At 27.2% G+C, this 15,089-nt stretch carries 16 protein-coding genes; 12 read left to right on the forward strand and 4 right to left on the reverse strand.

Annotated features, from left to right (window positions below; all coding sequences use genetic code 11):
- Positions 1-19: 19 nt before the first annotated feature.
- A complete protein-coding gene (locus tag D3Z33_RS11500; RefSeq protein WP_160197904.1) occupies positions 20-1,381 on the reverse strand; it encodes an MATE family efflux transporter in 1,362 nt (453 codons plus the stop codon).
- A 130-nt stretch (positions 1,382-1,511) separates the two neighbouring features.
- Here D3Z33_RS11500 and D3Z33_RS11505 point away from each other — a divergent pair, with 130 nt between their 5' ends.
- The 3 genes from D3Z33_RS11505 to D3Z33_RS11515 all read left to right on the forward strand — a co-directional run bounded on the left by D3Z33_RS11505 (position 1,512) and on the right by D3Z33_RS11515 (position 3,711).
- Entirely contained in the window at positions 1,512-1,859 is a 348-nt protein-coding gene (locus D3Z33_RS11505; RefSeq protein WP_160197905.1) for a cupin domain-containing protein, read from the forward strand.
- Positions 1,860-1,939: 80 nt separating this feature from the next.
- Positions 1,940-2,650 carry a Crp/Fnr family transcriptional regulator gene (locus tag D3Z33_RS11510; protein WP_130808115.1) on the forward strand — a complete coding sequence of 237 codons (711 nt, stop codon included), beginning with the start codon at positions 1,940-1,942 and terminating at the stop codon, positions 2,648-2,650.
- 14 nt (positions 2,651-2,664) lie between these two features.
- Entirely contained in the window at positions 2,665-3,711 is a 1,047-nt protein-coding gene (locus tag D3Z33_RS11515; protein WP_201750513.1) for a 4Fe-4S dicluster domain-containing protein, read from the forward strand.
- 21 nt (positions 3,712-3,732) lie between these two features.
- Here the strand turns inward: D3Z33_RS11515 and D3Z33_RS11520 are convergent, their stop codons facing one another.
- Positions 3,733-4,539, reverse strand: coding sequence for a hypothetical protein (locus tag D3Z33_RS11520; protein WP_160197906.1), 807 nt, complete (start codon positions 4,537-4,539; stop codon positions 3,733-3,735).
- Between the two features lie 112 nt (positions 4,540-4,651).
- Between D3Z33_RS11520 and D3Z33_RS11525 the strand changes: the two genes are divergently transcribed.
- The 5 genes from D3Z33_RS11525 to D3Z33_RS11545 all read left to right on the forward strand — a co-directional run bounded on the left by D3Z33_RS11525 (position 4,652) and on the right by D3Z33_RS11545 (position 10,092).
- Entirely contained in the window at positions 4,652-5,182 is a 531-nt protein-coding gene (locus D3Z33_RS11525; protein ID WP_160197907.1) for a cob(I)yrinic acid a,c-diamide adenosyltransferase, read from the forward strand.
- Between the two features lie 136 nt (positions 5,183-5,318).
- Entirely contained in the window at positions 5,319-6,443 is a 1,125-nt protein-coding gene (locus D3Z33_RS11530) for a PP2C family protein-serine/threonine phosphatase (protein ID WP_243153493.1), read from the forward strand.
- Positions 6,444-6,815: 372 nt separating this feature from the next.
- The gene (gene asnA / locus D3Z33_RS11535) at positions 6,816-7,829 is read left to right on the forward strand and encodes an aspartate--ammonia ligase (protein ID WP_160197908.1); all 1,014 of its coding nucleotides are present in this window, start codon (positions 6,816-6,818) and stop codon (positions 7,827-7,829) included.
- Between the two features lie 67 nt (positions 7,830-7,896).
- The gene (locus tag D3Z33_RS11540) at positions 7,897-8,706 is read left to right on the forward strand and encodes an ATP-grasp domain-containing protein (RefSeq protein WP_160197909.1); all 810 of its coding nucleotides are present in this window, start codon (positions 7,897-7,899) and stop codon (positions 8,704-8,706) included.
- A gap of 69 nt (positions 8,707-8,775) precedes the next feature.
- Complete coding sequence (locus tag D3Z33_RS11545) at positions 8,776-10,092, forward strand: glucose-6-phosphate isomerase (RefSeq protein ID WP_160197910.1); 1,317 nt, start codon at positions 8,776-8,778, stop codon at positions 10,090-10,092.
- A 27-nt stretch (positions 10,093-10,119) separates the two neighbouring features.
- Here the strand turns inward: D3Z33_RS11545 and D3Z33_RS11550 are convergent, their stop codons facing one another.
- Both D3Z33_RS11550 and D3Z33_RS11555 read right to left on the reverse strand, forming a co-directional pair.
- Positions 10,120-10,758, reverse strand: a complete 639-nt coding sequence (locus tag D3Z33_RS11550) for a nitroreductase family protein (protein WP_160197911.1) — start codon at positions 10,756-10,758, stop codon at positions 10,120-10,122.
- 15 nt (positions 10,759-10,773) lie between these two features.
- Positions 10,774-11,283 (reverse strand): ferritin family protein, encoded by a 510-nt coding sequence (locus tag D3Z33_RS11555; RefSeq protein WP_160197912.1) that lies wholly within the window; start codon positions 11,281-11,283, stop codon positions 10,774-10,776.
- Positions 11,284-11,440: 157 nt separating this feature from the next.
- Here D3Z33_RS11555 and D3Z33_RS11560 point away from each other — a divergent pair, with 157 nt between their 5' ends.
- The 4 genes from D3Z33_RS11560 (at position 11,441) to D3Z33_RS11575 (ending at position 15,088) form a co-directional block, all read left to right on the forward strand.
- Positions 11,441-12,115 (forward strand): ABC transporter permease, encoded by a 675-nt coding sequence (locus D3Z33_RS11560; protein ID WP_160197913.1) that lies wholly within the window; start codon positions 11,441-11,443, stop codon positions 12,113-12,115.
- Positions 12,116-13,036 carry a glycine betaine ABC transporter substrate-binding protein gene (locus tag D3Z33_RS11565; RefSeq protein ID WP_160197914.1) on the forward strand — a complete coding sequence of 307 codons (921 nt, stop codon included), beginning with the start codon at positions 12,116-12,118 and terminating at the stop codon, positions 13,034-13,036.
- Positions 13,036-14,124 (forward strand): ATP-binding cassette domain-containing protein, encoded by a 1,089-nt coding sequence (locus D3Z33_RS11570; RefSeq protein ID WP_160197915.1) that lies wholly within the window; start codon positions 13,036-13,038, stop codon positions 14,122-14,124. The genes D3Z33_RS11565 and D3Z33_RS11570 overlap by 1 nt, the downstream gene beginning before the upstream one ends.
- A 184-nt stretch (positions 14,125-14,308) precedes the next feature.
- Positions 14,309-15,088 carry a short-chain-enoyl-CoA hydratase gene (locus D3Z33_RS11575; RefSeq protein ID WP_160197916.1) on the forward strand — a complete coding sequence of 260 codons (780 nt, stop codon included), beginning with the start codon at positions 14,309-14,311 and terminating at the stop codon, positions 15,086-15,088.
- Position 15,089 lies beyond the last annotated feature (1 nt).

The following is a 15,089-nucleotide window of genomic DNA, read 5'->3' on the forward strand; positions in this document are numbered from 1 at the left end:
TAATCACCTCTTATTAAATTTAACTAAATTCTTTTTTTATTATTTTATTTTCCCATTTTCTAGATAAATAAAGAATAAATCCTATTAAACATACAGATGCATTACTTAATATCATTGCAAACCATACTGATTTTTCACCTAAATTGGTAAAGTTTTTAAATATGAGTATCAAAGGTATCCTAAATACCCATAGTCTGGAACCCATAATAAGCATTGCCATGATAGTATGTCCAGAGCCTTGAAAAGTACCATTAAATATTTGAAATATTCCCATTAAAGGTAGAGAAGCAGATATAACTCTTAAATAAAATGTGGCTTGTGATATTACATCTTTACTATTTGTAAATAAATTTATAATTTGTGGTGCTGTTATAAATACAATAGATCCACCTATAATTAAAAATATCGTAGCAAGTGCTGCACTAGTTTTTACAGCTTTTCTTGCCCTTAAAATATTATCCTTACCTAAATTTTGTCCTACTATTGTAGCAAGTGCACTACCTATCCCCATAGCAGGCATGAGAATAAGTGAATTTATTCTATTACCAATTATAAATGCTGTAAGTGTAGCACTTCCAAATGATTTTACAAATACATTTAATACAGCAAATCCAAGAGAAGCAGTAGATTGACCAATTGAAGAGGGAAGGCCTACTAAAATAATCTTTTTAAGCCAATATTTTTTAACTTTCAAATGACACTTATTTAATTTTATACCATCATCTTTTGTAAATAAAATATACATGGCATATAGTGCAAGTATTCCTCTTGCTAAAACTGTAGCAATTGCAGCACCGCTTACTCCTAAATTAAATACAAAAATAAAAATAGGATCTAAAATTATATTCAATGCTACCGAAAAAGCTACAAGAACCATAGGAGTATAAGTATCCCCTTGACCTTGCTTTATTGCTTTAAAAGCAAAAAATATAAACATAGTTGGAAGCCCTAAAAGTATTATTCTTAAAAAATCTACACTATAATTAAATAACTCTCCTTCTGCTCCCATTATTGAAACGATAAATGGGGTAGTAAAAAAACCTAATATTCCTAAAACTGTAGAAGAAATAAAAGAAAATGAAATAATTTGTCCAGCAACAACTTTTGCTTGCTCATGATCATTAGCACCTGTATATTGAGAAATTAGAGCTGTTCCTGATATTGAAAGGCCTACTGCAATCGACATCATAAAAAAGATAATTGGCCATACAAAACCAACTGCATTTACTTCTATATCTCCAAGCCTACTTACAAAAAAAGTATCTGTTAAGTTATAAATTGTCTGTATTAAATTATTTATCATAAGTGGAACAGATAAAGTTAATATGACTTTTGCCATATCTCCTTTTAATATTAGTTTACGTTTCTCGGCATAGTCCATATTGTCCCCCTTGAGTATAGTTACCTATAGTATATCAAAACTTATTTCGAGTATCAAAATAAGTTTCATTTATAGTATATTATAGGGTATAATAAATATATACTAAATTTATTTATGAGGAGTGTTTATTATGATAGTATCTCATGAAAAGAATATAGAGAAAGTAGAATTTGATAATCCAGAAGTAAAAGGTGCATCAATGAAAGCTATAATATCACCAAAAGAAGGATGGGAAGGTCACGTAATGAGAGTGATGGAGGTAGAAGAAGAGGGCTATACTCCAAAGCATAGTCATCCATGGCCTCATATTAATTATATGTTAGAAGGAAAAGGAATACTATTTATAGATGGAAAAGAACATGAAGTTGAGAAAGGTTCATATGCATATGTACCTGAAAATAAACTTCATCAATTTAAAAATGTAGGCAAAGGTAAGTTTAAATTTATATGTATAGTACCTGAAAAAGGGCATAAATAGGATGGTTAACCATCCTATTTTTTTATGATATAATATAATTGAATTATAATTAGAAATATATAGTAGAATAGGGTGAAACTATGAGCAATTGTAATGGAGTTTGTGATTTATGCCAAGGGAAATATTGTGCTAAAAAAGTATCTATATTTTCCATACTTCCAGAAGAGGAGCTTGCACAAATTACAAATAAATTAGAAGTAAGAAAATACAAAAAAAATGATATGCTCTTTTTTGAAGGAGATATTTCAGATAAATTATTTTTAATAAATAAAGGTAAAATAAAAGCTTTTAAATATACACGAGATGGAAAAGAACAAATTATATATATATTAGCAGAAGGTGATTTTATAGGAGATATGAGTCTTATAAAACAAAGTGAATTTAAATTTAATGCTATAGCTATGGAAGATAGCACAATATCAATACTAACTAAAAAAGATTTTGACAAAATACTTTTAAATAACCCTACAATTGCATTAAAAATATTAGGTGTAATTCATGATAGAGTAGTAAATTTAGAAAATCAAATACAAAGGCTAGGAACAAAAGATATTGAATCTAGACTTGCAGGACTACTTTTAAGTTTAATTAAAGATTTTGGTACACCCAAAGAAAGTATAGTAGAACTTGAGATACCACTTAGTAGAGAAGATATGGCAAATTATATAGGATCAACCAGAGAAACAGTTAGTAGAAAGTTAAGTTCACTTCAAGATGATAATATAATAGAATTAATAGGGAATAAGAAAATAATTATAAAAGATTTAAATTTACTTGAAAACTTAGCTTAGAGAGGAAATAAATTATGAAAAAAATAGATGAAAGAGATACTATGTTTTCACGTATGAATTTAGAAGAAGGTTCTAAGGACTATAATAATTATTATAATAATCATCCTGAGAAAAAAGAAAAAGATGATGAAATTAGAAATAAACCTGAAATTTGTGGAGAAGGAACTGCCACATATGATCCAATAAATTCTAAAATAGCTGAAGCAAACTTTAAATTTTTAAATGATATAAAAAAAATATCAGAAGGAATTCCTGCACTTGAAAAGGTGGATGTGAATAGTGAAACTATCACTAGAAGAATAAAAGGTCTTTCAAAACACTTTGGTGCTGTCAAGGTAGGTATTACGAGAATGCGAAATTATCATTGGTATTCTAATAGAGGTAGGGATAATGAAACTTATGGTGATAAAGTAAATTCAAACCATAAATATGGTATAGTTTTTGCTGTTAAAATGGATAAGGAAATGTTAAATAGATCCCCACAAGTCTCAGAAATCATAGATACTTCAAATGCCTATGTAAAAGCAAGTATTATTGGAATGCAGATATCATATTTTTTAAGAGAACTTGGGTATGAAGCTAGAAATCATATGGATGCAAATTATTTAGCTGTATTACCGCTTGTAGCAAGAGATGCAGGTATTGGAGATATAGGAAGAAATGGAATAATCATCACAAAAGAATATGGTCAAATGATAAGACTTGGACTAATTACTACAAATATACCTTTAATAGAAGATGAATATAAAGACTTTGGTTTAAATAATTTTTGTGAGAGATGTAATAGATGCTTGAGAACTTGTCCAGGCAAGGCTATACCAAAAGATAAAAAAGATATAAATGGTATAAATAGGTGGCAAATAAATCAGGAAGATTGCTATAATATGTGGAGAATATTAGGAACAGATTGTGGAATTTGTATATCTAGTTGTCCTTTTAGCCAAGGTGTTGATATTGAAAATATAAAGAGTAATAAAGACATAGATGAAGCATTGAAAGAGCATGATGAAAAATATGGCATAAGACCATATATAAGAACACAACCTGAATGGTTGAAATAAGTCCTCTATAGAGGACTTATTTTAATTAATATATGCTCTTGACATAATTTCATTATCTATTTTATCAACTATATTTTTATTTTTTCCTAATATATAGAATCCTATTGTTTTATCATAATTTTTGAAATATTTGACATACATTCTTCCATACATATTTATAATGGGATAGTTTTTGCTAGTGTTTTTAGGATTGCCAAATTGAATATAACCTCTTTGGAAATTTTTCTTATTATGATTTGGGGAATTTGTACGAATTTTGGAATCTACTTTTATCCAATTATCACTTTTGATATATTCTATATTTTCTTCAATATCTATTATATCATTTTTAAAAGTCGATTTTTTAGGATTAAGACCAAGTGAACGTAGTACCAAATATTTTTGGTCATACTTTGGAACTTTTTCTAATAAATCAATATTTATATCTCCATTTGATTTAAATCCAAAGGGGTTATTTGATTTAGAATCAATAATATATGCACCATAAAATGCGGAAAATAGTTCAGAATCTTCATCATAATAACTAGAATATTCATTAAGAAATTTAAATCCTCCAAAATTATATGAAATACTTAATTCCACATCTTCGTTTATATAGTTTGAAAAACCATTTTTAGAATTAAAATATAGCATAAAAGGATAAAAGGATGTATTATTTATTTTTCTAGTAGGAATATTTATATTGATATCATTATATAAGCCTGTGTTTTTATAATATATTTTTAAAGGATACATTATAAGATAACTTCTTAAATGATAGTGTAAATTTGTTATATAAACAAATAATATAATTATTATAATTGTAATTAGTTTCAATTTATTTTTCATAATAAACTCCTAGAAATGTTATTTTAATATATATATTTTTTATATCCATTAATAAGTAGAATAATTCATTTTTCTTTGGGTATAATTATTTTAGAATTTGGAGGTGTGTTTTATGAGAGTATATACTAAAACAGGTGATAAAGGTAAAACTAGTCTTTATGATAGTAAAAGAGTTTTTAAAGATAGTATAAGAGTAGAGTCTTATGGAACAATTGATGAGTTGAATTCATATTTAGGTTTAACTAAAAACTTTATTGAAGATAAAAAAGTGTATGATTTATTAAATAAGATTCAAAGAAAATTATTTGATGTAGCAGCAGAACTTGCTACAGAAGATAAATCAAAGCTTAAGTTTGAAATGACAGAAGATGAAGTAATATTTTTAGAAAATAAAATTGATGAATATTTAGATATGGTAGAAACTCCTGATTATTTTATAATACCTGGAGCAGGAAAAGCTGCGGGATTTCTACATGTAAGTAGAACTATATGTAGAAGAGCAGAAAGAAGAATAATTACACTTGCAAGAGAAGCTGATGTAAATGAACATTTATTAAAATATGTTAATAGACTCTCAGATTTACTTTATTCTTTATCTAGATATATTGAAGATGGATATGAAGAAGTAGATTTTAATAATTAAAAATGACCCTGAATACTATAGTATTCAGGGTCATTTTTAATTATTTTTATGTCTACTATATAAATAAAAATTTTATTATGATATAATTGTATATATTGGTTTGAAAATTCTTCTCAAACCTGGGGAGGTATCTGATTTGAGTATTAATAATAGTATTGAAATGTTTTTAAATAAAGATCATATTAATAATCAAAAATTAACTCGTAATATATTAGATAGTATGGCTGACTGGGTAAGAGTTATAGATAGAAATGGAATAGTTATATATGAAAATGAAACTATGAAAAAAGAGCTTGGCTTTAATTCTTTAGGAAAATCATGCTATTTTTCTCTTGGAAGAACTTGTGAATGTAACAGATGTATAACTCAAACTACATTTCAAACAGAAGCTATATCTGAAAAAGAACAAATTATAAATGGAAGAGTATTTTCTATAAAAAGCTCTCCAGTTAAGGATAATGACGGAAATATATATGCAGTTGTGGAAGTGTTTAGAGATATAACAAAGGAAAAGCATCTTGAAAAACAAGTAATAGACAGAAATAGAAAGATGAACAAAGATATTAAATATTCTAGAGCATTGCAAAAAAGAATTTTACCTCCAAAAGGCAATTATGGCTCTGTATCTATTGATTATATATACAAACCTTCAGAAGTATTAAGTGGGGACATGTTTGATGTATTTAATATCAATGAAAGGTATACAGGTATCTATATATCTGATGTAGTGGGTCATGGAGTATCAGCTTCTATACTTACTATGTTTGTAAGACAGACCATGAGAGCAATAATGGATACCACAATACAACCTTCCAATGTATTGAAGGAATTACATCAGAGTTTTCTAGACTTAAACATAGATGATGATAAATATTTTACAATAATTTATGGAGTATTAGATAAAAGGAAAGGTACATTTACCTACGCAAATGCTGGACATAATAGTTTACCTTTATTATTGAGAAATAATAGTATAGAAGTTTTAGAAAATACTGGATTTCCAATATGTTATTTGTTTGATGATATAAATTATAATGAAAAGACTATAAAAGTACAAAAAAATGATAAAATATTATTTTATACAGATGGCATAATAGAACTTCGAAATAAATTTGGAGAACAATATGGAATAGAAAGATTAAAAAATAGTATTAAGGATAAAAAAGGTAATCTTATAAAATATATTTTAAAATCAATGAATTGTTTTCATTATGATGAACCACAAGATGATATAGCTTTATTAAAAGTTAGAATGAATTAAAAACCAGTCTAAAAAATAGGCTGGTTTTTATTGACTTTATTAAATGTTTGTAATATAATTATTTCTAATAAAAAACTAAATAGATTTAAATATTGTGATGAGGAGAGTAATTACAAGAGTTTGTTTTAGAGAGTCGACGATGGTGAAAGTTCGATACAAAACTTATAATGAAAAACGCCTCTAAATAGCTAACTGAAATTCATTAGAAAATTAGGCTTAGTCGGAACCAAACCGTTATTTATTGGACAGTATCGAAACATAGTTTCCGTACTGATAAATATCATTTAGGGTGGTGCAAAATATATCTTTTGTCTCTATATAGAGATAAAAGATTTTTTTATTTTAAAATATAAAATTAAAGGAGTGGATTTTTTGGATACTAAATTAATTATACCAAGTAACTATAAACCAACATTAAACTTAAAACAAACAGAAATAGCTATAAAAACTATAAAAGATTATTTTGAAAGAAAATTGGCAAAAAAATTAAATTTATTAAGAGTATCAGCACCTTTATTTGTAAGAACAAATACTGGATTAAATGATAATTTATCTGGTGTAGAAAGACCAGTTATATTTGATATGAAAAATGATTCTGAGTCTAATGTAGAAATAGTTCATTCTCTTGCAAAATGGAAAAGAATGGCACTTAAGAGATACAATTTTGAAATTGGAGAAGGAATTTATACTGATATGGATGCAATAAGAAGAGATGAAGAATTTGATAACACTCATTCAATATATGTTGACCAGTGGGATTGGGAAAAAATAATAGATAAAAAAGAAAGAAATCAAGAAAAATTAAAGGAAATAGTAAAACTAATATATGGTATATGTAAGGATACAGAAAAATATATATGTGGTTTATATGATCATATAGAGCCTATTTTACCTGAAGAAATACAATTTATTTCTTCAAAAGAGTTAGAAAGATTATATCCTAATTTAAGTCCAGAATTAAGAGAGAGAAAAATAGCAAAGGAAAAAAAGGCTGTATTTATAATGGAAATAGGTAGAAATTTAGAGTCAGGTGAGCCACATGGGATGAGGTCTCCTGATTATGATGATTGGGATCTAAATGGTGATATAATATTCTGGAATCCAGTATTAAATAGTGAATTTGAAATATCTTCTATGGGTATAAGAGTTGATGAAGAAGCACTTAAAGAGCAATTAAGATTATCTAATTGTGAGGATAGAAAGACCCTTGAATATCATGAGTTATTATTACAAGATAAATTACCTCTTACTGTAGGGGGAGGAATAGGTCAATCGAGACTTTGTATGTTCTTTTTGAGAAAAGCTCATATTGGTGAGGTACAATCTTCTATTTGGCCTAAATGGATGGTAGAAGAATGTAATAAAAAAAATATAATATTATTATAAAAAAATATTGACATCTTCTTCAAGTTAAAGTAATATATTTACATGTTAAAGAGAAAGGAATTAGAAGATGAAAATAATATCATTTAATCCATTTAGAACAATAGGCATGAAAAATATCACATATATAAAACCTGAAAATATGTTTAGAGAAATAGATAAAATTAAAGATGCTGATTTTATATTGTTTCCAGAATATTGGCAAGTAAATTCGTTGGTGTATGGTTTGAAGAAAAATATTTTTCCAAATATAGATACATTTCATTTAGGACATAATAAAGTTGAAATGACAAGAGCTTTCATGGCAACATTTCCTAAAAATATACCATATACTAGAATAATGGGAAGTTCTAATTCTACAATTGATATAATTGAAGAAGAGTTTGGATATCCTGTAGTAGCAAAAGAAATAAAAAATTCAATGGGAAATGGAGTATTTCTTTTAGAAAATAGAAATCAATTAAAGAATTATATAAATAAAAATGAAATATTATATATTCAAGAGTATTTACCAATAGATAGAGATTTAAGAGTTGTATATATAGGTAATAAAGTAATAAGTGCATATTGGAGAATAGCTGAAGAAGGAAAATTTCATAACAATATAGCTAAGGGAGCTAGCTATTCTTTTGAAGATATACCTTTACAAGCTGTAGATTTAGTAGATAGAGTTGCAAAAAAATTAGGTATTAATCATGCAGGATTTGATGTAGTAGAAGTTGAAGGCAAATTTTATATATTAGAGTTTAATGTTTTATTTGGTAATGAAGGATTAAAACATCAAGGAATAAGAGCAGAAGATTATATATATAAGTATATATCTAATAATGATCCTAACAAACCAACATTTCCAGGAATCAAAAGAAAAGTTATATCTTAATAACTTTTCTTTTTTTATGTCCAGATTAAGTGATATAATGATAATAAGTGAAATTAAGGAGGAGATTTTTTGGATAATATTTTTATTGATTATTCTAATGCAATGATAAAAAAAGAAGAATTAAAAGCTATAGAACCTTTTGTAAGTAAAGCACATAATTTATTGGAATCAGGAAAAGGTCTTGGGAATGATTATTTAGGATGGATTGATTTACCTGATAACTTAGAACAAGAAGAACTTGAAAAAATTAAAAGAAGTGCTAATGATATAAGAGAAAAATCAGATGTGCTTTTAGTTATAGGAATAGGTGGATCATACTTAGGTGCTAGAGCAGTAATAGAAGCTTTAGAAGACAATGAAAAAGATACAGAAGTATATTTTGTGGGAAATAATATAAGTGGAAAATATATAAATAAAATAATGAGTAAAATAAAAGATAAAGATATAAGTATAAATGTAATATCTAAATCAGGTACTACAACAGAGCCTGCACTTGCATTTAGGATATTCAGAAAATTTTTGGAAGATAAATATGGAAAAGAAGAATCTAAAAAAAGAATATATGCTACTACAGATGCTTCTAAAGGGGCACTTAAAAAATTATCTGAAGATGAAGGATATACAACATTTATAATTCCAGATGATGTAGGTGGAAGATACTCAGTTTTAACTCCAGTAGGATTATTACCTATTGCTGTAGCTGGAATTGATATAGATAAACTAATATTTGGCGCAAAAAAAGCTAGAGAAGAATATAGTCATAATAGTCTAGAAAATAATGAAGCCTATAAATATGCAGCAGTGAGAAATATATTATATAATAGAGGTAAACAAATAGAAATACTTGTAAACTATGAACCACATGTTCATTTTATATCTGAATGGTGGAAACAATTATATGGAGAAAGTGAAGGGAAGGATGGTAAAGGGATTTTTCCATCTTCTGTAGATTTTTCAACAGATCTTCACTCTATGGGTCAATATATTCAAGAAGGAAGAAGAAATATATTTGAAACTATATTGAATATAAATGATCCAGAAGTAGATATAGAAATAGAAAAAGATGAGAAAGATTTAGATGGTCTTAATTATCTAGCAGGTAAGACTATGGATTTTGTTAATAAAAAAGCATTTGAAGGAACACTAATTGCTCATGTAGATGGCGGAGTACCAAATATAATAATTAATATACCGAAAATGGATGAGTATTATTTAGGAAAATTAATATACTTTTTTGAAAAGGCATGTGGTTTAAGTGGATATTTATTAGGAGTAAATCCATTTAATCAACCAGGAGTAGAAGAATATAAGAAAAATATGTTTGCCCTCTTAGGAAAGCCGGGATATGAAGAATTAAGAAAAGAATTAATGAATAGAATAAAATAAAAATAACCCATATGGGTTATTTTTATTTTATTCTATTATAGTTAAAACTTCTTCTAGAGTTTTTCTAGGAGGTGATACAACATTTTCATTTTCTGGGATACCTAAAGGTGTTATAGCAGCTAAAAAGTAATTCTCTTTACTGAACCCAACATACTCAGATATTTCTTTTGCTGCATATAATGGACCTGTCATCCAACATGTACCATAATTCATACTAGCTGCAGCTAGTTGTAAATTTTCCATTGCTGCTGAAATTCCTTGTATTCCAGGAGATGGTCTAAGAAGGTCATGAATTTCTTCTTGTGAAGCTCCTTTAGCTTTTAGAGCTTTATATCCAGCTGGAATATAATTTTTAGCATATGCTAAAATTATAATAGGAGCATTTTTAAATATAGTATGATATTTAAGAAATTTTGTAAGGTTTCTTTTATCATTTTCATCATTTAAATATGATGCTAATTCATCATTTTTTTCTTCTACTATATTTGCTAATTTCTTTATTTTTTCTTTATTTTTTATGACAACAAAATGCCAACCTTGTTCATTTTTGCCTGAAGGTGCTTGGGTAGCTGCTTTTATAATGGTTTTTATATCTTCATCATTAATATTTTCTTCTTTAAATTGTCTAATGCTTTTTCTTTTATAAATAAAATCTAATTCTGTCAAGTATAACACTCCTTATTAAAATGGATAGAAGCTTTGATCAAACCAACTATCTTGCATATATTTTTTGAATTCATTGTAAAAATATTCTCTGTGCTTATCTTCCCATTCTGCTAATGTTTTTAGTAGGTTTTTAGCTTGTTCATTATCTGTTTTGGTTATAGCTTCTCTATAATAATTAGCAAAATCATTTTCTATTAAATATGCCATTCTCATAATAGTCATATCAGAAAAGTTAGATTCTAAATTTCGTTTTGTCATTTTATCTTTTTCTTGTTCAAAAACATTTTCAAATATTTCACTTCCGTCAGAAAGTTCGATATCAAAAGAATTCCAATTATTATTTTTTGATAATCCATCATAATGCTTTTTTAATATATTATAGTGGTCGTTTTCCACATCAGCTAAACTTTCAAAAACTTTTTTAACATCTTTATCTTCAATTTCATCTTTATATTTTTGATAAAATCTTTGTCCTTGCCTTTCCATTTCCATAGCATATTTTAATATTTGCAAAATATTTTCCACTAAAAAACCTCCCTATTATTTTAATATTTCAATTCATTATTTACCCTGAATGATATTATATAAACAATATGAATATTATTAATTATATCATGATTATATATATAATATAAAGGGTATAGATTTTTTAATGAATGACTAGAAACACTGGGGGGATAATATGGATTTTTTTAATTCAATATCTGGATTGTTTAGGATATATATAGAAAGAAGTGATTATTTTTTAGAAATAACTTTAGAGCATATAAAAATTTCTTTAATTGCTATAACTTTTATAACACTTATAGGTGTACCACTTGGAGTATTAATTTCTAGGTATAGAAGATTAGCACCATTTGTAATAAGTCTTACTAACTTTTTATATACTATACCTGTGATAGCGTTCTTTGGAATTATGGTTTCTGTTATTGGATTAGGTACTACTAATGCAATATTAGCACTTATAATATATGGTCTTCTTCCCGTTGTTAGAAATACTTATGTAGGGATTACAGAAGTAGACAAATCAATAGTAGAAGCAGGAAAAGGAATGGGAAGTACTCGGTTTCAATTATTATTTAATATAGAGCTTCCTCTAGCTCTTCCAGTTATAATAGCAGGACTTAGAACAATGATAGTTATGACTATTGCTATGACTGCAATAGCTGCATTTATTGGCGCAGGGGGTATAGGAACAGCTATCTGGAGAGGAATAACCACATATAATACAGAATTATTATTTTCGGGGAGTATCTTAGTTGCACTTCTTGCTATTATTGCTGATAGAATATTGGAGTTTATAGAAAAATTAGTTATTAGAAAAGTGCAGGGAAAAAGATTAAAGGAGGAAACGTAAATGCTTAAAAAAATTGGAATATTAATTTTAGCATTATTTTTAATTCTAGGAACAGTTGTAGCTTGTGATGATGAAAATGGAGAAGAAACATCAGGTGCTGGAGAGGAAAAGTCAATAACTATAGGAACAAAGCCTATGACAGAGCAATATATAATAGGTGAAATGATAAAGATTTTAGTGGAAGAAAAAACAGAGATAAATGTAGATATGAAATCAGGTATAGCAGGTGGAACTAGTAACTTACATCCTGCAATAATTTCTGGTGAAATTGATCTTTATCCAGAATATACAGGCACAGGGTGGATGTTTGTTCTTGAAAATGATTTGATAGAAGATCCTGATGAAATGTATAAAAGAACAAAAGAAGCTTATGAAGAAGAATTTGATCTTTTATGGCTTGACCAGTATGGATTTAATAATACTTTTACATTGGCAGTAAATGCTGAAAAAGCAAAAGAATTAGGTATAGAAACATATTCAGATTTAGCAGAAAATAGTGAAGAACTTGTATTTGGAGCTGAGTATGATTTTTATGAAAGAGATGATGGATTTAATGCTATAAAAAATGTTTATGGATTCAATTTTAAAGACACAAAAGAAATGGATATAGGACTTAAATATCAAGCAATAGAATCAGGTAAAGTAGATGTTATAAATGCTTTCTCTACAGATGGGTTATTAGATGAATATGGATTAAAAGTACTGGAAGATGATAATAATTTCTTCCCATCATATTATGCTTCAACAGTAGTTAAAAATGAAACATTAAAAGAATATCCAGAACTTAAAGATGTTTTGAATATGTTAGCTAATAATATAAGTGAAGAAGAAATAAGAAATATAAACAATAAAGTTGAGAGTAAAAATGAAGATCCAGAAGATGTAGCATATGAATTTTTAGAAGAGAAAGGACTATTATAGTGGCAGTAGTAAAGTTTGAGAATGTTTCAAAGGATTATGGTAATGGAAAAAAAGCTTTGAAAAATTTGAATTTAGAGATTAATGAAGGTGAATTTGTAACATTGATTGGTCCCTCTGGATGTGGCAAAACAACAGCTTTAAAGTTAATAAATGGATTAATTAAGTCATCTGATGGTAATATATATATTAATAATAAAGAAATATCTAAATGGAATCAAATATATTTAAGACGTCAGATAGGATATGTAATTCAACAAGTAGGGTTATTTCCACACTTAAATATATCTGAAAATATATCATATGTACTAAAGATTAAAGGAGTGGAAAAGGTTCAAAGAAAACAAAGAGCAAGGGAACTTATAGAGCTTGTAGGTCTTACAAAAAATGATTTAAAAAAATATCCTCGTGAATTAAGTGGAGGACAGCAACAAAGAGTTGGAGTTGCAAGAGCACTAGCGGCAGATCCTCCTATAATTTTAATGGATGAACCTTTTGGAGCTATAGATGAAATTACTAGAAAAAAATTACAAGATGAATTAATAGATATACACAAAAAAGTAAATAAGACTATTATTTTTGTAACTCATGATATACATGAAGCTATGAAGCTTGGAAATAAAATAGTGTTATTAAAAGAAGGGGAGCTTATTATATCTGGTAGTAGAGAGGATATATTTTTTAACCAAGAAGATAATTATATAAATGAATTTTTTGGCATAAAAAGTTTTACTTCTTATGCAGATGTAGCAAATATTAAAAATACATTAGTTAAGAATTACCCTACAATAGAATTAAATAATGTGGAAAATAATGCAAAGTTAAAATTTGAAGAAGATATAAATATTTTACCTGTATTAAAAAATGGACAATATATAGGTATGTATTATATAGGGAAGAATTTTGTATTTATGAAAGAAAATATAGAGAATATAGCAGCAATAAATCAGAATAAAACTATAATGGAAGCATTAGAAATTCAATTTAAAGAGGGATATGATATTTTACCAGTAATAGATAATGAAAATAATTATTTAGGAGTATTTAAAATAAATAAAGCATATAATAACATGATAAAAAAAGCTAATTGACAGTATACGCCAAAAACTCTTGGTGTATATTATTTTATACATCTGTATGGGTTTCTGCACAGTTTTTTAAATTCAAATAAATATATGTCTACTTAAATATAGTTATTGCAACAAAAATAAATATATTTTTAAACTGGCATAGTATTTGCATATTAAAATTATATAGAAATAGAGGAGGGATAATGTGAATTTTAATAATTTAACTTTGGAGAAAAAAGAAAATGTAGCAATACTTAAAATTAATAGACCCAAAGCTTTAAATGCATTAAATACAGATACTCTATTGGAACTAGATAATGCAATTGATGTGCTTGATAAAGATCAAGATGTAAACGTTATTGTATTATCAGGTGAAGGTAAGGCATTTGTAGCAGGTGCTGATATTCTAGAAATGAAAGAAAAAACTGCAAGTGAAGGAAGAGAATTTGGTAAGCTTGGCAGTGATATTTTTAGAAAAATAGAAATAATGGAAAAACCAGTTATTGCAGCTGTAAATGGATTTGCATTAGGTGGAGGATGTGAGCTTTCTATGGCATGTGACATAAGAATAGCATCTGAAAAGGCTAAATTTGGTCAACCAGAAGTAGGACTTGGAATAACTCCAGGATTTAGTGGGACCCAAAGACTTTCAAGACTTGTAGGAACTGCTAAAGCTAAAGAGTTAATATTTACAGGCGATATGGTAGATGCTAATACAGCAGAAAAAATTGGACTTGTAAATCAAGTTGTATCAAAAGAAGACCTAATGAATTCTGCACTAGAAATGGCTGAGAAAATATCATCTAAAGCTCAGCTTGCTGTAAGATATTCAAAAGCTGCAATTAATAGAGGCATTGAAACAGATATTGAAACAGGAATAGAAATAGAAAAAGATTTATTTGGACTATGTTTTTCAACAGAGGATCAAAAAGAAGGAATGAATGCATTTATAGAAAAGAGAAAACCAAATTTCAAAAATAAATAAA

Origin of the sequence: Senegalia massiliensis (assembly GCF_009911265.1) — a bacterium.
In the GTDB taxonomy this organism is placed as follows: Bacteria; Bacillota; Clostridia; order Tissierellales; family SIT17; genus Anaeromonas; species Anaeromonas massiliensis_A.

Bases quoted from the DNA above. Each gene is read 5' to 3' on its own strand.
- D3Z33_RS11525 (WP_160197907.1), top strand. From the start codon at position 4,652: ATGAGAGTATATACTAAAACAGGTGATAAAGGTAAAACTAGTCTTTAT.
- D3Z33_RS11560 (WP_160197913.1), top strand. From the start codon at position 11,441: ATGGATTTTTTTAATTCAATATCTGGATTGTTTAGGATATATATAGAA.
- D3Z33_RS11520 (WP_160197906.1), bottom strand. From the start codon at position 4,539: ATGAAAAATAAATTGAAACTAATTACAATTATAATAATTATATTATTT.
- D3Z33_RS11540 (WP_160197909.1), top strand. From the start codon at position 7,897: ATGAAAATAATATCATTTAATCCATTTAGAACAATAGGCATGAAAAAT.
- D3Z33_RS11505 (WP_160197905.1), top strand. From the start codon at position 1,512: ATGATAGTATCTCATGAAAAGAATATAGAGAAAGTAGAATTTGATAAT.
- D3Z33_RS11515 (WP_201750513.1), top strand. From the start codon at position 2,665: ATGAAAAAAATAGATGAAAGAGATACTATGTTTTCACGTATGAATTTA.
- D3Z33_RS11510 (WP_130808115.1), top strand. From the start codon at position 1,940: ATGAGCAATTGTAATGGAGTTTGTGATTTATGCCAAGGGAAATATTGT.
- D3Z33_RS11565 (WP_160197914.1), top strand. From the start codon at position 12,116: ATGCTTAAAAAAATTGGAATATTAATTTTAGCATTATTTTTAATTCTA.
- D3Z33_RS11500 (WP_160197904.1), bottom strand. From the start codon at position 1,381: ATGGACTATGCCGAGAAACGTAAACTAATATTAAAAGGAGATATGGCA.